15 protein-coding genes and 1 tRNA gene are annotated in these 19,280 nt (G+C 28.8%); 5 read left to right on the forward strand and 11 right to left on the reverse strand.

The features are described 5' to 3' along the window. Positions 1-216: 216 nt before the first annotated feature. From F811_RS0105445 to F811_RS0105470, 6 genes are all read right to left on the reverse strand, one after another. Positions 217-1,251, reverse strand: coding sequence for an N-acetylneuraminate synthase family protein (locus tag F811_RS0105445; RefSeq protein WP_020004269.1), 1,035 nt, complete (start codon positions 1,249-1,251; stop codon positions 217-219). A 155-nt stretch (positions 1,252-1,406) separates the two neighbouring features. Further along, positions 1,407-1,479, reverse strand: a tRNA-Thr gene (locus F811_RS0105450). A 65-nt stretch (positions 1,480-1,544) separates the two neighbouring features. Then, positions 1,545-3,866, reverse strand: a complete 2,322-nt coding sequence (locus F811_RS0105455) for an ABC transporter permease (RefSeq protein ID WP_020004270.1) — start codon at positions 3,864-3,866, stop codon at positions 1,545-1,547. A gap of 22 nt (positions 3,867-3,888) precedes the next feature. Next, complete coding sequence (locus tag F811_RS0105460; RefSeq protein ID WP_013114167.1) at positions 3,889-4,596, reverse strand: ABC transporter ATP-binding protein; 708 nt, start codon at positions 4,594-4,596, stop codon at positions 3,889-3,891. A gap of 29 nt (positions 4,597-4,625) precedes the next feature. Then, on the reverse strand, positions 4,626-5,822 hold the full coding sequence (gene coaBC, locus F811_RS0105465) for a bifunctional phosphopantothenoylcysteine decarboxylase/phosphopantothenate--cysteine ligase CoaBC (protein WP_020004271.1): 1,197 nt from the start codon (positions 5,820-5,822) through the stop codon (positions 4,626-4,628). A 149-nt stretch (positions 5,823-5,971) separates the two neighbouring features. Further along, positions 5,972-7,582: a peptide ABC transporter substrate-binding protein gene (locus tag F811_RS0105470; protein ID WP_020004272.1), complete on the reverse strand. Its 1,611-nt coding sequence runs from the start codon at positions 7,580-7,582 to the stop codon at positions 5,972-5,974. 400 nt (positions 7,583-7,982) lie between these two features. Here F811_RS0105470 and F811_RS0105475 point away from each other — a divergent pair, with 400 nt between their 5' ends. The 4 genes from F811_RS0105475 to tlyC are packed head-to-tail and all read left to right on the forward strand — an operon-like array spanning position 7,983 to position 12,592. Continuing rightward, positions 7,983-8,732 (forward strand): PhoH family protein, encoded by a 750-nt coding sequence (locus tag F811_RS0105475; protein WP_245555841.1) that lies wholly within the window; start codon positions 7,983-7,985, stop codon positions 8,730-8,732. 33 nt (positions 8,733-8,765) lie between these two features. Continuing rightward, entirely contained in the window at positions 8,766-11,315 is a 2,550-nt protein-coding gene (locus F811_RS0105480; protein ID WP_020004274.1) for an HD family phosphohydrolase, read from the forward strand. Then, the gene (gene ybeY / locus F811_RS0105485; protein WP_020004275.1) at positions 11,315-11,740 is read left to right on the forward strand and encodes an rRNA maturation RNase YbeY; all 426 of its coding nucleotides are present in this window, start codon (positions 11,315-11,317) and stop codon (positions 11,738-11,740) included. The genes F811_RS0105480 and ybeY overlap by 1 nt, the downstream gene beginning before the upstream one ends. Positions 11,741-11,761: 21 nt before the next feature. Then, a complete protein-coding gene (gene tlyC, locus F811_RS0105490; RefSeq protein ID WP_020004276.1) occupies positions 11,762-12,592 on the forward strand; it encodes a hemolysin C in 831 nt (276 codons plus the stop codon). Between the two features lie 99 nt (positions 12,593-12,691). Here tlyC and F811_RS0105495 read toward each other — a convergent pair whose 3' ends face one another. Further along, on the reverse strand, positions 12,692-14,305 hold the full coding sequence (locus F811_RS0105495) for a peptide ABC transporter substrate-binding protein (RefSeq protein WP_020004277.1): 1,614 nt from the start codon (positions 14,303-14,305) through the stop codon (positions 12,692-12,694). 467 nt (positions 14,306-14,772) lie between these two features. On the opposite strand from F811_RS0105495, the gene F811_RS0105500 reads away from it, so the two are divergent. Continuing rightward, positions 14,773-15,462 carry an ankyrin repeat domain-containing protein gene (locus tag F811_RS0105500; RefSeq protein ID WP_020004278.1) on the forward strand — a complete coding sequence of 230 codons (690 nt, stop codon included), beginning with the start codon at positions 14,773-14,775 and terminating at the stop codon, positions 15,460-15,462. Positions 15,463-15,522: 60 nt separating this feature from the next. Here the strand turns inward: F811_RS0105500 and F811_RS16015 are convergent, their stop codons facing one another. The 4 genes from F811_RS16015 to F811_RS0105515 all read right to left on the reverse strand — a co-directional run bounded on the left by F811_RS16015 (position 15,523) and on the right by F811_RS0105515 (position 19,215). After that, positions 15,523-17,160, reverse strand: coding sequence for a methyl-accepting chemotaxis protein (locus F811_RS16015; RefSeq protein WP_020004279.1), 1,638 nt, complete (start codon positions 17,158-17,160; stop codon positions 15,523-15,525). Further along, entirely contained in the window at positions 17,118-17,492 is a 375-nt protein-coding gene (locus F811_RS16970; protein ID WP_020004280.1) for a hypothetical protein, read from the reverse strand. The genes F811_RS16015 and F811_RS16970 overlap by 43 nt, the downstream gene beginning before the upstream one ends. A gap of 137 nt (positions 17,493-17,629) precedes the next feature. After that, the gene (gene lpxD / locus F811_RS0105510; RefSeq protein WP_020004281.1) at positions 17,630-18,670 is read right to left on the reverse strand and encodes a UDP-3-O-(3-hydroxymyristoyl)glucosamine N-acyltransferase; all 1,041 of its coding nucleotides are present in this window, start codon (positions 18,668-18,670) and stop codon (positions 17,630-17,632) included. Positions 18,671-18,786: 116 nt separating this feature from the next. Further along, on the reverse strand, positions 18,787-19,215 hold the full coding sequence (locus F811_RS0105515; protein WP_020004282.1) for an OmpH family outer membrane protein: 429 nt from the start codon (positions 19,213-19,215) through the stop codon (positions 18,787-18,789). Between the last annotated feature and the right edge of the window lie 65 nt (positions 19,216-19,280).

Raw genomic sequence — 19,280 nt, forward strand, 5'->3', positions numbered from 1 at the left:
CTGTCCGCCTTCGGTGTGACATAAAGAAGCAGGCACAGCCCGCAGAGCGAAAGGCTATATTTCAGGCTAAATTTAATAATTTATTATACATTTAGAACATAATTAGTGCTATTTAGTATTGTTTTTGTACTTGCACTTTTTGCAACTTTTTGCGGCGGGAAAAAGTTGAATAAAAAAATTTACAAACTTAAAAATTTTAAGTATATACTACCAATATTATTTTTTCAAATCTTTAAAGCTCAATGCCGTACATGATTTTTTATCTACTTTCAGAGTTTTACCTATAACTTTTTTATAATCCTTTGCTGATATTCCAACACAAGGTCTTAAAGTGATAATATCTTTTTCAGTTATTATTTCGCCTTTAAGCATAGCATGATTTAAATAAACACCTCTTTTGGCATATACTAGTTCTTTTTTCTCCTGTTTGCTTAGTACATGTTCTTTTTTAAGTGCTGATGAGCCTCCAAGCATAATTAAAGTGTTGTCTATAGATTTTATAAGTGTTTTCATATTATCAGTATCCAAACTTATAATATGATCTCCTTCTTTTTTTTCAGGTGTTATAGTAAAGTGTTTTTCTATTATTTTAGCTCCAAGAGTTACTGCAATAATAGGGGCTTCTATTCCTATTGTATGATCCGAGTATCCTATTATAGAGTTTTTAAATATTTTATTCATTACTGATATTCTGTTTAATCTGGCATTTTCTATAGGAGTAGGATATTCTACAGAACAGTGGAGCAATGCTGTTTCATTATTTTTCAATATTTTTAGAGCTTCTTTTATGTCTTTATTAAGAGCAAGTCCAGCAGAAAGTATTACTGGCTTTTTTGTTTTAGCTGCAGCTTCAAGAAGAGGAATATTATCTATATCGCATGAGGCTATTTTTATTACAGGTATATCATAATAATTTATATCATTGATAGATTCTACAGAAAAAGGAGTAGTTATAAACATTATTTTATTTTTTTTAGCTTCTTTTATAAGAGGTTCATACCATTCTTTTTTTAATACTATATTATCAACACCATCAAGTGCATTATCATTAAGTTTTAATGCTTTGGTATATTCTTTAGGTGCAAATAATGTTTTTTGAGTGAAACTCTGAAACTTTACAGCATCAGCACCAGATTTGGCTGCTTCCTGAACTAGTTTTATAGCAGAGTTCAAATCTCCTTCGTGATTGCATCCTGCTTCAGCTATTACAAAATATCCTTTTTTGTTTATTAAGTCTTTTAATTTAAACATATATACCTCTTCCTAGTAATGATATACTATTACAAATATATTATCGAAATAGATATATAATTATTTATTAATATTTTGTGAAGATATTGATAAGTCTTTAATAATTGTAGATTATATTTTTGATTTATGAAAAGAATAGTAGGTTAAAAAAAATGAGCTGGTGATGGGACTTGAACCCGCAACCGGCTGATTACAAATCAGCTGCTCTGCCAATTGAGCTACACCAGCGAAGTGATTATTATTATACTATAACTATAAAAAAAGTCAAGCATAAAACATGATTTTTTTCTTATTTATTCTTCTCTATCTTTTAAGCCTTCTACCATATCTAGTTTATTAATATAATGCGTACTCATAAGAGCTACCAAAAATATTACGGCTATAAGCAGTATTATAGCAAGTCCATAGCTTGAACTGTATACATGAGGCACAAAAGAGAATAGCTTGCTTGAGAATGGTTTTTTTACAAGATAAAGTATTCCGTATCCTGCAGCTATTCCCAAAGGTATGGCGACTATTACCTGCGTGATAGTTTCTTTTAATGAAGCTATCATAATTTCTTTTGTAGTATATCCCATAACTTTAAGAAGAGTAAACTCATACCTCCTTGTAGCAAGAGTAATAACACCCACACCATAAAGCGAAGTTGCACCAAGTAGGAATGCTATAAATATAAGTATTTGTACAAGCAAGTATATTGTTGCTATTTGATTTTTATATGCTTCATATTCATCGTTTCTAAAACTATAATATGACACTTCTTTGCTGCTGTCTAATATATCTTTTATTTCTTCTTTGGAAGTATTGGTTTCAGTAGTTAAGAATAAAGTGTTATAAACATCTTGAACTTCAAATGTTTCTTCAGCAAAATCTTTATCCATATAAATATAAAACATACCTTGCTGTTCTACAAATTTACTAACCTTTACTCTTCTCGAAATACTGTTTCCAATTGTATAAAGTTCTATTCCTATATAGTCATTTTCTTTAACTTTTAATTTATCTGCTAAATATTTAGGAATCATTACAGAATCTTCTTTATTTTCATTATTTGGTATATCAAGAGAAGAAAAACTATCTTTATATATCAAAGTAGGTATGTATAAACTCTCTGTATCTTCTCTGAAAGCGGGATAAAGTCTTGACTGATAAATAGCAGCTTTATCATAATATTTTATGCTTTTATTTGTAAGTATATCAGAATTATCTTCCCATTTAGTAGAGTTTATAGTGGCAGTAACATCGTATAATGCAAACTTTTCGTATAAAGTATATAAAAAGTAGTCAAAAGAGTTATTAAATCCCTGAGCAAATATAGTCATACTAATTGCCGCAAACATTCCCCAAAGAGAGGCTAAATATCTAGTTTTGCTTCTTGAGGCATTTTTTATTGCATATCTTGTATTAAAAGAAAGTTTATTCCATATTTTGAATCTTTCTATAAAAGTTTTTCCAGCACCTTTAGGAGGCTCTCCTCTCATTGACTGAGCAGGGTTGAGCTTTAATATTGAAATAGCAGCTAAAAGATTAGAGAATATGCATACAAATAATATAATTAAAGCAGATATTATCCATAAATCTATATAAATATTGTATGTAAAATTAGGCATATCAAATATATTTCCAAGTGCATTAAATATAGGAGGCAAAAGGAATTTACTTGCTATAAAGGCTAAAAGTATACCAAAAAATGATACCAAAAAAGAATATTTGATATACATAAACATAATAGAAAAATCGGTAAGCCCTATAGCTTTCATAATACCTATCTGCTTTCTTTCAACAGCAACATTTCTTCTTTGTATAATATATAAAAGAAGTATAGCCATCAAAAGAAGTATAGAAGGACAAATATATGAGAAAGAATCTATTTGAAGAAGTGTCTGCTCATAGTTTACATAATTTACTGACTGTTCTCTGTCTGTAAAGAAGAATATTTTTTGTTTTAATTTAGTTCTTATTAGGTTTTCAGTATTGCTTTTATTAGCATCTTCCTTGTATTTTATATAAATTGAATTATAAGGTACATAATTAAAATGATCTTCGCTTATTTCTATAACAGCGAAATCTTTAGCTTCAGATGCTGTACTTGCACCGTCTTTAAAAAGAAATACATAATTAGGGTAAGAAACCAAAGCTGCTATAGTAAAAGAGTTGGTTTTATCATTAAAAGTTAATTCTACAGTATCGCCTAATTTAAGAGAATTAGCATCAGCAAAATTTTTATTAATAGCTATTTCATTGGTTTCTAATTCATATTTTCCTTCATAAAGATATGGCTTATTTATTCGGTTTTTTGAATTGTCAGTTCCGTAAATAATGGCATCAATATTATTTATTTTACCTTGAAATCTATGCCTCGCTTCTGCTCTATCAATGCCTTTCATATCTTTTAAGATGTCTATATCATTATCATCAAACATTCCGAATAATACTAAGTCATCTAATACATTCTCTTCAAAATAATTTTCAGCAGATAATTTGAAATCTCTATATACAGTTTTCACAGCAACAAAGAAAAGTACAGCTAATGTTACTATAAATACTGCCGACATAAATATTGCAAGCTGTTTATATATTTTTCTAAATAGTAGTTTAGTTTTTATATTAATCATTATTTGTTTACCGTTTTTATTTTTACCACTCTATCTCTTCTGGATTTAGAGGTTTTTCTACATCATATTTATCTAATACTTCGCCGCTAAGAATCTTTACTACAGTATCAGCCATCTTAGCTATCTCTTTACTATGAGTAATTAATACTATACTTGTTCCAAGATTTCTGTTTAAATCTCTTAGTATTTTTAAAGCCATAACACCAGTTTTATTGTCTAATGCCCCAGTAGGCTCATCGCATAATACCACTTTAGGTTTTTTAGCTATAGCACGTGCTATACTTACACGCTGCTGCTCTCCTCCTGATAATTCTGTAGGATAATGTTTAATTCTGTTTTCAAGCCCTAATAGTTTTAAAGCCTCTTCAGCATTGCTTCTTGAAAGACCAGTTATCTCAGTTGAAAACTCCACATTTTCTATAGCAGTTAAATTTGGAAGCAGATTATAGCTTTGAAATACAAAACCTATATTTTCTCTTCTGAATTTAGCTAATTTTTTATTGCTGTAATGAGAAATGTCTTCTCCAAGAAATAAAACCTGTCCGCTTGTAGGCTTGTCCAAAGCCCCCAATATATTAAGCAAAGTACTTTTTCCAGAACCGCTAGGCCCTAGTATAGCAGTAAGTTTTCCTTCTTCTATTGTAAGGTTAACAGATTTTAAAGCCTGAGTAGCTCCGCCTCCATGTCCGTATACCTTACTAATTTCTTTTATTTCATAAAGATAACTCATTATACAAAATCCCGTAATAATATTATTTTCTAATTATAACCGTTCTTTTTTTTCCATTCATAAACGGATATATTTACTATTTCTTCAGCACATTCTCTTTTACTCAATATAGGGTATGATTTAAATCTTCCATCTTTAAAAAAGATAGTTATTTTGTTTGTGTCTTTACCTATAGAGTCTTTTATTTTATTTGCCACTATCATATCAGCACCTTTTCTATTCATCTTATCAACAGCATAGTTTTTAAGCTCCTCATCATTTTCCGCAGTTTCAGCAGCAAAAGATACTATTAGTGTAGATTTTTGCTTTTTTTCTTTTGTAGACGCTAGTATATCAGAATTTTCTATTAAATCTATAGAGTTTATATTTTGTTTTTTTATCTTTTTATCAGAATAAACAGCAGGTCTGAAATCCAAAGGGGCAGCCGCCATTATAAGTATGTCAGTATTATCAAGCTCATTAAGTACTGCTTCTTTTAGTTGTTCTGTTGTGTCAATTTTGATTTTTTTATCATTTCCTTTTACATTTAAAGTAGTATTTACTTCGCCCTCTATATATACAGAACTTCCTCCATTGTTATATATTTCTTCATATATTGAAGAGCCCATCTTACCGCTTGAAGTATTTGTTATATATCTTATAGGGTCTATCCATTCTTTAGTAGCACCTGATGTTATAGTAAATTTTATATTTTTATATTTATTATTTTCTTTTGTGATTTTTTTTATTATAGTTTCAAAATCGGCTAATCTTCCCACACCAATATCATTGCAGGCCATATTTCCGCTTTCAGGTTCTATTATATTATAATTAAGATCTTCTATTAAATATTTTGCATTTTTCTGTACAGCTTTATTAAGCCACATATGAGGATTCATAGCTGGGGCAAAATATTTATCTTTTGTATATGCACATGCTATAGTGCTTACAGCATCATCACATATTCCATTAGCTATTTTTGCTATTATATTAGCATCAGCTGGAGCTATAAGCATTATATCTGTTTCTTTATTTATATTTATATGTCTTAAAATATCATCTTCCTGCCATAAATCAGTTATTACTTTATTTGTGCTCATAGTTTCAAGTGCTTTTAATCCGACCATATTTTGAGCATTTTTAGTAACGGCACAAATAATATCATGACCTTCTTTTTTAAGCATACTTACTAACATTGGGGTTTTGTATGCAGATATAGAACTTGTTACAGCAAGCAAAATTCTCATAGTTTATTAAAAAGTTTTAAACCTTAATATTTCCTTATAAACTTTAATATTATTAATTATATACTACTATAAATAAAAAAAATAGTCTATATATTTTTTATTTTTTTTTACACAAAAAATAAAAAATATATAGACTTATTATTATTTTATTATTTTTCTTTGTATGCCTGAGTAAACTTATGCATAGCCAAGTCATCATAATAAACATCTTTCAATTTAGGCGAAACTAATAAAGGTTCTGTGTAGAAATACATAGGGATTATAGCAAAACTATTAACCAATAATTCTTCAGCCTTATGCATAGCTTCCATTCTAATATTTTGATCTCCTGTACTTAAAGCTGTTTGTATATAGGCATCATACTGAGCATTACTATATGAGCTATAATTATTAGGAGAATAACTTGTATACAAAGCTAGGAAGTTTATAGGATCATTAAAATCTCCAAACCAGCCTCCGCGGCACATAGTAAGATTTTTGTCATATCTAGTTTGTAAAAATACTGCCCATTCTTCCTGAACTATTTTAGTATCTATTCCTAAATTTTCTTTCCACATCTGCTGTACTGCTTCAAATATAGCTATATGAAACCCTGGGTCTGCTTTAAACTCAAATACAGGAAATCCCTTTCCATCTGGATATCCAGCTTCAGCCATTAATTTTTTAGCCTCTTCTATATTGGCTTGATAATTTTCACTGCTTATATCAAAGAAACCGCCGCCATTTTCTCTAAAACTTCCATTATTTACATCTTTTATACCATATGGAACAAAAGCATTTGCAGGAGTTTCTCCGCCTTTAGTAACTTGTTCTACTATATAATTTCTATCTATTGCTAAAGCTAAAGCCTTACGTACTCTTATATCACTTAAAACTTCATTTGTAGTATTCAAACAGTAAAAATATGATGCAAGCATTGGTTTTATTTGAAGAAGACCTTCTTTTTGCAATGTTTGTATATCTTGAGTAGGTAATATTCTGGAGAAATCTATAGAGCCTTCTTTTACACCAGCAACAGAAGCAGTTTCATTTTGCATAAGTACAAATTTTAACTCTTCAGGCACAATAGCTGAATAATTCCAATAATTAGTATTTTTTACCATTATAATGCTTTCATCTTGATTTATTTCTTTAGCCATAAAAGGACCATTTCCTATATATGTTTCAGCTTTAAGACTCCAAGCATCTCCATATTGTTCTATTATATCTTTTCTTACAGGGTAAAATGTAGTAAAAGCAGTTAAATCCAAGAAATAAGCAGTAGGTGCTTCTAAAGTAACTTCTAATGTATAATCATCTATAGCCTTAACTCCTAAACTATCAACAGGCATTTCTCCTGCAGTTATTGCTTTAGCATTTTTTACAGGCTCATGCTGAAAACTGTACTGACTTCCAACAGCAGGGTCTACAACTCTTCTCCAACTATAAACAAAATCATCAGCTGCAACATTTTTTCCATCAGACCATTTGGCATTTGTTCTTAAATGAAATATATATCTAGTACCATTATCAAGTTCTTCCCAGCTTTCTGCAACACCGCCTACTATTTTTCCGTCTTTATCTTTAGTTGTCAATCCTTCAAATGCATGAATAACATAATAACAGCCGTCTAATGCCGTATTAAGAGTAGGGTCTATTGTTTTTGGCTGTGGTCCTGCATTAATGGTAATTGTATTTTCATTATTTATACTTCCGCCTTTACAGGATACAGCAATGAATGACATTATCACAAATATTACTGTTAATATACGATTATTCATTTTTATAACTCCAATCATTAATTTTTTATATTATTATATAATATATATAAGTACTGTCAATAGTATTGTAAGCATCATAAAAATGTTTGAGGTATAAAAAAAATATATAATATTTTTTTGCGGTATTATATTGACAATAGATATAATTTTATATATGATTTTAGTATAAACATTATATTTATAAGGATTTTATATAATTAACAAGAAGATATCAGGCAATAAGATTAAATTTAAAGATAATGAATCCTTTATTTCGATATGCGGAATTAATGATAAAAACCTAGAGGTACTTGAAGATAAATTCAATGTTTCAATATACCCAAAAGGAAATGAATTAACCATAGAAGGCGATTCAAATAAAATAGAAGACACTCTTAAAGTTCTTTATATATTAAAAGATTTGTATAATTCATCTGATGATATAACTATTCAAAAAGTGATGAGTATAGCAGATAATATTGAAAGCGATAAAGAAAATCAATTAATATCAATGCGTATAAAACTCCCTTATCTAGGGCGAAGCATACAGATGAAAACAATTTCTCAGGGAGAATATTTATATAAAATGCAAAGAAGCGATATTGTATTTGCTTCAGGTGCTGCTGGTACAGGAAAGACTTTCTTATCAGTTGCTTATGCTATAAATTTACTTTCTGAGGGTAGGGTAGAGCGTATAATTATAACAAGACCCGTAGTTGAAGCTGGGGAGAGTTTGGGATATTTGCCCGGAGATTTTAAAGAGAAAATATCGCCTTATATGCGTCCTGTTTATGATGCTTTATACAGTCTTTTATCAAGCGATATTATATTAAGATACACAGAAGAAGGTAAAATTGAAGTAGCTCCTTTGGCATATATGAGAGGAAGAACTTTGAGTAAGGCTTTTATAATACTTGATGAAGCACAAAATACTACAGTTTCTCAGATGAAAATGTTTTTAAGCAGAATAGGTGAAAAATCCAAAGCTATTATAACTGGGGATATATCTCAAAGCGATTTGCCTAACAATGTAGAATCTGGTCTTGAGAATGCTTTGAAAATTTTAAAAGGAATAAATGGAATAAGTTTTCATCATTTTGATAAAAAAGATGTAATAAGACATCATCTAGTTTCTGAGATTTTGGCTGCTTATGATAATGCAGGCAAGTAAAATATTTTATTTATGGAAGGTTTATAATTTAATATGAATACAAATAAAAAAATAATGAAATCAGTTATAAATAAAACCCCAAATATAGAAAGAGTTTTTCAATTAATAATAGCTATAGTATTGTATCTTTTTACTTTATTTTTGGTTTTTCCAACCTACATGCAAAAGGCTAAAGTACCTTCAGTAGGTGATATAGTAAAAGAACCTTTAATAGTTAAACGCAATGTAAAATATGAAAATAAAGAAGAAACACAAAAACTAGTGTATTATGCACAAGCAGCAGTAGCACCTATATTTGATATGCCTAAAGATATAGAGTATGAAACTATATCTAAAATAAGTAATATGTTTTCATTTATGAGAATATCTCATGATAATAATGTTTCTATTGATGATATGTATAATCAGTTTTTAGCACTTCATAATGAGCCTATAAATAAATCAGTATTTTCAAATGCTGTTGTTAATGAACTTAATGTAGGATATGAGTCAAAAATAATAGAAACAATTAAAGAATTATTCAGTGTAGGAGTTATATCTAGGGGAAATTTGAGTTCTGATACTTTGAATCTTATACTTGATAATGGAATATTTATATACAGATATGATGATTATTTAGTAGAAGAAAGAGTACTTCCAAGAAACAGAGTATTTTTTTTGGAAGATTTAAGAATGGAGCTTCCTTCTATAGTAGGGGCAAAATATAGAAATCTTAATATAAATCATATTAATACAATATCATCTATAGTCAATGCTTTTTTAAGAGATAATCTTATATATAACTCTGTACGTACAAAAGACAGAATGAATGATGTTGTATCTTCCATACCTCCAGTTTATAATATGATAAAAAAAGGGTTTGTGATTTTAAATGTAGGCGAGAGGGTAACAGAAGAAAAAGCTGAACTTATAAGAAATTTATTCGGTAATAATTTTGAAAATTATAATATTTCTATTCTGTTAGGGCAGGCTTCATTTATACTTCTGCTTTTTGCTTTTATTGGTTTTATTATATTTAAATACAAAATACCTTTTTATATAAATTTTAAAAACTATATTTTGTTTTGTATAGAGTATGTTGTTATTGTAAGTCTTACATATCTATTTTATAATCATATATCGTATAGATTATTGGATACATATATACCTTTCTATATTTACACATTCATTCCTATGTTTGGTATGATAAACTCATTATTAGGAGCTAGAAGGGGTATATCATCTGTAGTTACTTTAGGCATTACGCTTCTTGCTGCAAATATTGCTCAGGCTAATATATTTGAAGTATCAGCATTATTTCTTATATCAATATTGGCCTCTATACTTTCGAGAAAAATTAACAGCAGATATGCTCTTTTATGGATAGGTTTTATGATAGGGGCATATTTGAGTCTTATGTCACTTGTGGGAATGCTTCTTAATAATGAAATTAATATCACTTATTTAACTTTTATTTTCTCATTTGTAAGCGGATTTACTCAGGCAATACTTGTGATGATATTTCTTCCTATATGTGAATATATGCTTGAAACGGCCACTATATTCAGACTTCAGGAGCTTTCTGACTTGAATAACCCTCTTCTTAGAAAACTTCAGATGAATGCACCCGGTACTTATCACCATTCTATTAGTATGGCTAATCTTGTAGAAACTATAGCAGAAGAGATAGGAGAGGATGCAAGGCTTGCCTGTGTATCAGCATATTATCATGATATAGGTAAAATGGAAAATCCGCTCTACTATATAGAAAACTCTAATGTTAATGAAAACAGACATAACAAATTGAAACCTACACTTTCTGCTTCTATAGTAAAAGCTCATGTGCGTTTGGGTGTTGAGATAGCTAAAAAATACAGACTTCCTAAAGAGGTAATAGCCGCTATAAAAGAACATCATGGTACAAGTTTAATAAGATATTTTTATGTAGAGGCTTTAAAAGAAAATCCTGATGTTGATATTAATTTATTTACTTATCCAGGTCCTCGTCCGCAGTCTAAGATTACAGCTATATTAATGATTCTTGATTCTATAGAGGCGGCAAGCAGGACTTTAGATTCTCCTAAAAGAGAGGATTTGGAGTCGCTTATAGATAATATTGTTAATAGCAAAATGTCTCAGGGTGAGCTTAATGACAGCGGGCTTACTTTAAAAGATATAGAAATTATTAAAAGAATATCATTCCAAAAAATTATAGTTTCTTTGCATGAGAGAATAAAATATCCTGAGCTTCCAGAAGAGAAAAATGAAAAAGCTCAGTCAGAAGAAAATGATAAAAATGAAAAGAATGATAAAAGTGAAAAAACTGACAAAGATACTAAAGAGATTAATAAAGATAATAAAAAACAGCAGGCAAAAGATAATAAGGATAATAAAGAAAATAATAATAAAGAGAGTAAAGATAATAAAGAAAGAAGCGATGCTGTAAAAAAAGTTAAAAAAGAAACTGAAAAGATAAAAGAAAAAATAAAAGAGAAAATAGCAAAAAAAACTCCTATAAAACATAAAAATGAAAAAGATGAATTGAAATATAATACAAAAGAAAATAAGGAAAATAAAGAAAACAAGGATACTGTAAAAAAATAATGAAAGTTAATGTGTTTAATGAAACAGATTATGATATTAATATAAAGTATTATAAATATTTTTTATATAATTCATTAATTGTTTCTGGGATAAATGGAGATGTCAATCTGTTATTTTGCGATGATGAATATATAAAAAAACTTAATAATGATTTTAGAAATAAGGATAAAGCTACCGATGTATTAACATTTCCTATGGGAGATGCTGATGAAGGGGGAGATATAGTTATTTCTTATGAGTGGGTAAAAAACAGATACAGTGAAGAGAAGATTAAAAAAACAGTATTAAAACTTATTATACATTCTATACTTCATCTTAAAGGCATACATCATAACTATAGTAAAAAATCGCTTATGGAAAATAATGAAAAGATGAAAGAATTATATTATAAAGTAATAAAATATATAAAAGATAAAAAAACATAACTTTTAAGGATATATAAAAAAATGTCAATAAAAAAATTAATATCTAAAATAACTAAGAAAAAGAATAATGATACTGAAAAAAATAATTATATAAATCTATCAGCATTAACAGAGCCAGAGAGAGAAATTATAATAAACACAATAGAATTAAAATCAAAAAGTGTAAGAGAGATAATGGTTCCAAGAGTAGATGTAGTTATGCTTCCTATAGAGTCTTCTTATGATAAGGTTATAAAGGCTTTTAATAAGGAGAGAAACTCAAGAATACCTGTATACAAAGATGGTATAGATGATATAGTAGGGGTTTTGTATGTAAAGGATTTGATAGATACTGATGATAAAAACTTTTCTCTAAAAAAGATTCTTCACAAGCCTTTGTTTGTACCAATATCAATATCTTTGATGGAGCTTTTAAAAAACTTTAGAGAGAAGCAGATTCATATTGCTATGGTAGTAGATGAATACGGCGGTTTTTCTGGCATAGTATCTATGGAAGATGTTCTTGAGCAGATTATAGGGGACATTAGAGATGAGTATGATGAAGAAGATGAAGAGGTAAAAAGCAATGATGATGGTACTTATCTTGTAGATGCTAGGGCAAGAATAGAGGACTTTAATAAATATGGAATACTTCCTCCTATACCTGATGATGAGGCAGATACTGTAGGCGGATTTTTATTTTCATATTTGGGAAGGCTTCCTAAAAGAAATGAGGCTATAGAATATAAGAATTATTCTTTTACAGTTGTTGGAAAGAGCGGAAATATTGTTACTAAAATAAGAATAGAGAAACTAAAAAAAGATAATAAAAATGATGAGAAAGAAAAAAATAATAATAAAGATAATGAATAATTTTTTGTATTAAAATAAATAATTAATTGATAAATAAAGCCCCGTCTTTTTAAGGCAGGGCTTATTTTTATAATTTTTTTATCTTATTATTTTAATTTATTATTCTAAATAAGCATAATGAAATTGATATTCCATTAAAGGAGTTAGTACATAATCTTTTAATCTTTTACTTACCAAAATAGGATTTGAAGGATTGTATATAGGTATAAGAAGATTGTCTTCAGCTATAAGCAGTTTTTCAGCTTCATGCATAGCTTTCATTCTTACAGCTTGGTCAGAAATGCTTCTTGCAGTTTCAATATAGCTGTCAAACATAGCATTACTGTATCCTGCTGTATTTTGAGTTCTGTAGCTTAAATAATTTTCTAAAAATGTCATAGGGTCGCTGTAATCGCCAATCCATAAAGTTCTTATAAGCTGATAATTTTTATCGCTTCTCATCTGCTGATATGCTGCCCATTCCATAGATGATATTTGTAAGTCAACGCCTAATGCAGATTTCCACATTTGCTGAATAGCCTCTGCAACATTTATATATACCAAGTCGGAAGTAGTTTTATATTCAAGTACTGGGAAGCCTTCTCCGTTAGTATATCCTGCCTGAGCCATTAACTCTTTAGCCATTTCTACATTATTGGAATAGGCTTCTTTTGATAAGTCTATGTATTCTCCTCCGTTTTGTCTGAAATCGCCTTCTACATCATAAGCACCAACAGGCACCCAAGCACTTGTTGGACTTTTGGCTGTAGGTACAACATTTTCTACTATGTAGTTTCTGTCTATTGCCAAAGATAATGCTTTTCTTACCCTTGTATCTTTTAATACTTCATTAGCAGCATTAATACCGAATGCAACAGTAGAAAAATAAGGAGCTATATTTACTATGCCTTCCTCTTTTAATTTTTCTAAATCCTGCTCAACGATGTATACAGAAAAATCTAAAGATCCTTCTTTTATTCCAGCAAGTGCCAAAGTAGCATCTTTCATCATCACAAAAGTAATTTTTTCTGGTACTATATTATTTTTATTCCAATAGTTAGTATTTTTTATCATAACAATTTTTTCATCAGGGTTTCTTTCTGTCATAATAAAAGCACCATTTCCAATATAGCTTTCAGGACTTAATGACCATTGCTCTCCGTACTGTTCTATAATATCTTTTCTTACTGGGGCAAATATAGGGTAAGTTAAAATATCTAAAAAATATCCAGTAGGGTTTTCTAATGTTATTTCTAAAGTATAATCATCAATAGCTTTTACTCCTAGTTCTTCTACAGGGAGTTCGCTTGAAAGCACTTTTACAGCATTTTTTATATATTCTACAAAAGAAGTGTATTCAGCACCGCTTAAAGGATTAGCAGCCCTTTGTAATGCATATACAAAATCATCAGCAACTACATTTTTTTTGCCGTCAGACCATTTTGCATTGGTTCTCAAATGAAATGTGTATGTAAGTCCGTCTTCTGATATGTCCCATTTTTCGCATGCACCTGCCTGAAGATTACCTTCTTTGTCTTTTGTTATTAATGTTTCAAATGCATGTCTTGGATATACAAAGTCATTTCCTGATAGGGTAGGGTCTATTGTTTTAGGTTCTTCTCCTGCGTTTATAAATAGTTCTTTACTGTTTCTTTCTTTGACTGAATTACCTGTGCATGAGAGACTAAATATTGTTACTATACTTAATAGAACTAATAAAATATTCCTAATCATAGTAATATCCTTAATAAAAATTTATTAGTTATCATAATACTATAATAATTAATATAATGCAATTATTTTTTACAATTATTTATTATTATTAATATATACTGGAATTATTTCATTTTGTAAACTGATGCACTTTATATAGAATTATAAATATTTTTTCCGCACAAAAAAGTTGTAAAAAATATAATTACTAGAACTTCATATTTTAGATATATGTATTAAATTTATGTAATACATTTAATTTAGACTATACCTAAAGGTGAACTTTGTCAAATGCAGTTTTTTTGGTTCTTTTATACCACGCCACAGGCGGACAGACGTCATAAAAGAACTGGGGGGAAAAGCCCTGCAAATATTTAAAATTTGAAAAATTAATTTTGACAAACTATATTTGTTTAGGTATATATGATTTTTTACCTAAATTATATGCATCAAGTTTTTAAATAAAAACAAATTAAGGAGAAACTCATATGAAAAAAATAATTTCTTTTTTATTTATCTTAGTATTATCAATTCCTCTTTATTCACAAACTTCGAGATTTACAAGACTTACCCCAGAACAGCTTACAAATCTTGCAAATCCAAGAAGACTTTCTCATAGAATATTTTATACAAAACCATCTCAAGGACCTAATGCAAAATGGTTTGATGCTGTAAAAGAGGGAAATCTTGATGAGATAAAAAGAATGGTAGAAGCAGGTCAGAATATAGAAGTTCAGGATACTTATAGTTTAAAACAAACTGCTTTAGGCTGGGCTGCTTTTATAGGATATTTGGATGTTGTGGAATATTTGGTATCTAAAGGTGCTAATTTATATGCTGGAGATACTGCTGATGTTACAAGTGCTTTTAAATCCGCTATACTTGGCGGCAATATTAAAGTAATAGAATATTTATATCCTTTATACAATGGAAAATTAAATCTTAATGAGCAGGATAAAAGAGACGGAGAAACAATGCTTATGGTTGCTGCAGGCAACAGCAGAGAAGATGCAGTTAAATTTTTACTTGATAAAAAAGTTGATGTAAATATAGTAAGCAAACAATTAAATAAATCGGCTTATACTTATGCATGCGAATCAGGAAATCAGAATATAATTAAGATGATACAAGATGCAGGCGGAATAAATGTACGTACAGGAAAGGCTTCATGCAGATAAATAAATTAAACAGATAAATTAAAATGGGACTTTTACAAAATATAAAAGTCCCATTATTTTTTATTTATTATTAATACTAAAGAATTTCATCAAATCAGCAAGTTTTTCAGTTTCTTTTTCCATATCTACAACTATATCAGCATTTGTTTTTACCAAAGCAGTATTTTGTTCAGCACTAATATCAACACTATTAACGGCAATTTGTACTTCTCTTGCAGAAGCGTCCTGCTGAGTAGAAGATTCAACCATCTGGCTTACTATATCGCTGCTTTCTTTAGCCTTGTTTGTTATATCTTCCAAAGCGTCCATAGTTTCTTTTATCTTATTGTTTCCTTCATTAATTTTTTCTATACTGTTATTAACTATATTAGTAATATTTTTTACAGATTCCTGAGAAGTCTGAGCTAGATTTCTTACTTCAGCTGCTACAACAGCAAATCCTTTTCCCTGTTCACCCGCACGTGCTGCCTCTACGGAAGCATTAAGAGCAAGTATATTAGTTTGCATAGCTATGTCATCTATCATTTTTGTTATATTTGATATTTCAGCAGTTGCTTTAGTAATATCTTCCATAAGAGACATAGATTCTTTTGATAAATTATAGCAATGCTCGCTTGAATCGGTAAGAACTTGTATCTTATCATTAGTTACTGCTATGTCATTAGTTGTTTTATCTATTACTTTTAATGTATTTGTCATAGTTTCATTTATAAGTTTAAGGTCATCTCTCTGTTTTTCAGTTCTGTTTGAAAGATCCGCACTTCCAGCACTAACATTTTTACTTGCATTTTCCATGGCATTAGTGGAATCTAATATTTGTTTTATTATATTTGATAATATATTCTGAGTATTTTGAATGGAGTTAAATATTAGTCCTATTTCATCTTTTCTTTTGCTTAAAGCTTCATTTTTATATGAAGTTAAATCTCCGCTGCTTAATTTCTCTGATACATGTAGTATTTTTAATATAGGGTCTATTAAACTTTTCTTTATTAAAATGTTTATTATAATTAAAAATATTATAAGTATAACAATAGCCAGTATAGATGTTATAATAGCATTTTTTATATTTTCTTTTAGAATAACCATTTCTGGCACACTTACAAGAAGTACTATTGAATTATAATTATCTTTTAATGAAGTTAGAGGTACTATAATATTAAACATTTTATGTTTATCTATTTTATTAATAAAAGAATATTTGATATTATTTTCTATAGCGTTCATTATTTCATTAGCATTATCATTATATATGCTTGAAATCTCTCTTCCTATATTCATAGTATTTGTAGAGGCAAGAATTATACCAGACTGATTTATCAAATAACCTTCCATACCTTCATTAGTAGATATAGCAGAAACTATTTTTACCAAATTTTCAGCAGAAAAATCTACCCCCACCATACCTAAAAACTTTCCAGAATTATCTAGTATAGGCTCAACAACACTTACAGTAAGTACAGTATCAGCTCCTACATAAGTATCATCTTTTTCAACATCGCTTATATAAAGCTGTTTGGTATCTCTTGGTATTGTGTAGTAATCTGGATTTGCATCAAACTCTTCTTGATACACTTTATCATAAGTAACAGTATTATCATCATAAAAAAATGCAGGTCCGTATCTTCCGTCATTTTCAGAGCCGTAATCAGTATCTATAAAATCATTATCTCTTCCGTCAAAGGCATTTTCTCCCACATTTCATATATTGCAAATAAGTTTTTATTATTTTTAAGAACTTCTCCCAAAACTTCTGCATGCGATTGTCTTGTAACTGCATTATTTAATATATCATTTTTTAGAGATAACGATATAGTTTTAAGCATAGATATATACGATGACATTTCTCTTTCTATATCTTTAGCATATGTACTAACAATATATTCAGTTGAAGCAAATCCTTTCTTTTTTGAATTAGATATATTATGCGAAACCATATATGATATAATAGTTATAAACATTATTAATATTGATATACTTAATAATACAAATATTTTAAATTGAAGACCTAATGATTTTTTATTTTCCATAAATACCCTAAATAATTTTATTTTATTAGTATAATAATATACTTAATTAAAAAAAACAACAATAAAATTTTTTAAAAAACTTATTATTTTTATTATATATTATATATATAGGCATATTTTCTATTTTGTTATGAAAATTATTTAACTCTTTTTATCTTTATGCCAAAACGTTCTTCAACAATCTTTATAAGTTCTGGAAGTTTCTGCTCAGCTATCATTTTTAATTTTTCTCTTTCTATATTCTGTGCAGGAGCACCAAGCATAATAGAGTGAGATTCTATTTTTACATTAGACATTGCAGCGGCTCTTCCTCCAAATATTACCCTGTCTCCAAGTGTGACATGGTCAGCTAAAGCAGCCTGTCCGCCTAATATACAATGATTTCCTATTTTTGAACTTCCAGCAATGCCTACCTGAGAAACAATTATAGAATGCTCTCCTATATCGCAGTTATGAGCTATCTGAACCAAATTATCTATTTTTACGCCCTCTCTTATTATTGTAGAACCCAATGTTGCTCTGTCAATACATACATTAGCACCAAGCTCAACATCATCTTCTATAACAACATTTCCCCTTTGAGGTATTTTCATTTGTCTGCCATTAACTTCAAAGAATCCAAAGCCGTCATTTCCTATGACAGTAGATGAACCTATTATAACTTTATTTTTTACTATGCATCTGTCATGTATAACGGCATTAGCATATATTATGCAGTTTTCACCTATAACTACATCATCACCCAAAAAGACATTAGCTTCTATAACAGAGCCTTTACCCACAGAAGTATTTTTTCCTATATGCACATTATCCCCGATATAGGCATTAGCATCTATATTGGCATTTTCTTTTATAACGGCAGTTTTTTCAATAGTTCCAAGAGGGTATTTTTTATCCTCAAATAGAAAATAAAGTAATTTAATAAATGCTTCTTTAGGATTATTATATATTACAGCAGTTTTGCCTTTTAAATCTTTTATATTATTAAATGTTTCTTCTTTCAATATTAAAGCATTGGCGGTACTCTCTAAAGCAGATTCAAGATATTTATTATTATCTATACAAACTATAGAGCCTTCTATTATTTGATTTATAGGAGAAAGGGTAGATATTTCTTTATTTTCATCTCCTATTATTTTTTGAGCATTAATAAAATTGCAAATATCTTTTATTTTCATAAATATTATTATCTCCTTTTATTTTATTAAAAATATGAAAAACTAAAATGCATTATATATAATACATTTTAGTTTTTAATCGAAAAATATTATTATTATATTTTTTATTTATGTTTTTATCTTTGTAAAGAGGCTTTAACATTTGCTATTACTGGTTCTGTAATATCAAAAGTTCTGTCAGCATAGAGTATTGAGTTTTCTGTTCTCTCAAGTATTAAAGTATATCCTTCTTTTTTAACTATTGCCATAAGAGCATTTGCAACCTGTCTTTTTACTTCTCCTCTTAAAGAGTAATCTCTGTTGTTTTGTGCTATAGAAGTATCAGTCATATTAGTTTGCATAGAGTCTTGATTTTTATATTCTTCTAATTTCATTTTTAATTTTTCAACGAACTCTTCATCGCTTGTAAGTTCTTTAATTACTCTTTCAAGGTCAATATATCCGACTTTTGTAAGTCTGTATGACTGCGTAAATACTCTAGGGCTAATAATTGATACAGTAAGAACTGCTATAAATAGTAAACTCATAATGTAATATTTTTTCATTTTTATCTCCTTTTTATATATAGTTATTATATATAAATTTATATAATTATCATCAAAAACAATAT

Source organism: Brachyspira innocens ATCC 29796 (assembly GCF_000384655.1).
Classification (GTDB): domain Bacteria; phylum Spirochaetota; class Brachyspiria; order Brachyspirales; family Brachyspiraceae; genus Brachyspira; species Brachyspira innocens.

Coding starts and splice junctions, on each gene's coding strand:
- F811_RS0105445 (WP_020004269.1), bottom strand. CDS start 1,251: ATGTTTAAATTAAAAGACTTAATAAACAAAAAAGGATATTTTGTAATA.
- F811_RS0105455 (WP_020004270.1), bottom strand. CDS start 3,866: ATGATTAATATAAAAACTAAACTACTATTTAGAAAAATATATAAACAG.
- F811_RS0105460 (WP_013114167.1), bottom strand. CDS start 4,596: ATGAGTTATCTTTATGAAATAAAAGAAATTAGTAAGGTATACGGACAT.
- coaBC (WP_020004271.1), bottom strand. CDS start 5,822: ATGAGAATTTTGCTTGCTGTAACAAGTTCTATATCTGCATACAAAACC.
- F811_RS0105470 (WP_020004272.1), bottom strand. CDS start 7,582: ATGAATAATCGTATATTAACAGTAATATTTGTGATAATGTCATTCATT.
- F811_RS0105480 (WP_020004274.1), top strand. CDS start 8,766: ATGAATACAAATAAAAAAATAATGAAATCAGTTATAAATAAAACCCCA.
- ybeY (WP_020004275.1), top strand. CDS start 11,315: ATGAAAGTTAATGTGTTTAATGAAACAGATTATGATATTAATATAAAG.
- tlyC (WP_020004276.1), top strand. CDS start 11,762: ATGTCAATAAAAAAATTAATATCTAAAATAACTAAGAAAAAGAATAAT.
- F811_RS0105495 (WP_020004277.1), bottom strand. CDS start 14,305: ATGATTAGGAATATTTTATTAGTTCTATTAAGTATAGTAACAATATTT.
- F811_RS0105500 (WP_020004278.1), top strand. CDS start 14,773: ATGAAAAAAATAATTTCTTTTTTATTTATCTTAGTATTATCAATTCCT.
- F811_RS16970 (WP_020004280.1), bottom strand. CDS start 17,492: ATGGAAAATAAAAAATCATTAGGTCTTCAATTTAAAATATTTGTATTA.
- lpxD (WP_020004281.1), bottom strand. CDS start 18,670: ATGAAAATAAAAGATATTTGCAATTTTATTAATGCTCAAAAAATAATA.
- F811_RS0105515 (WP_020004282.1), bottom strand. CDS start 19,215: ATGAAAAAATATTACATTATGAGTTTACTATTTATAGCAGTTCTTACT.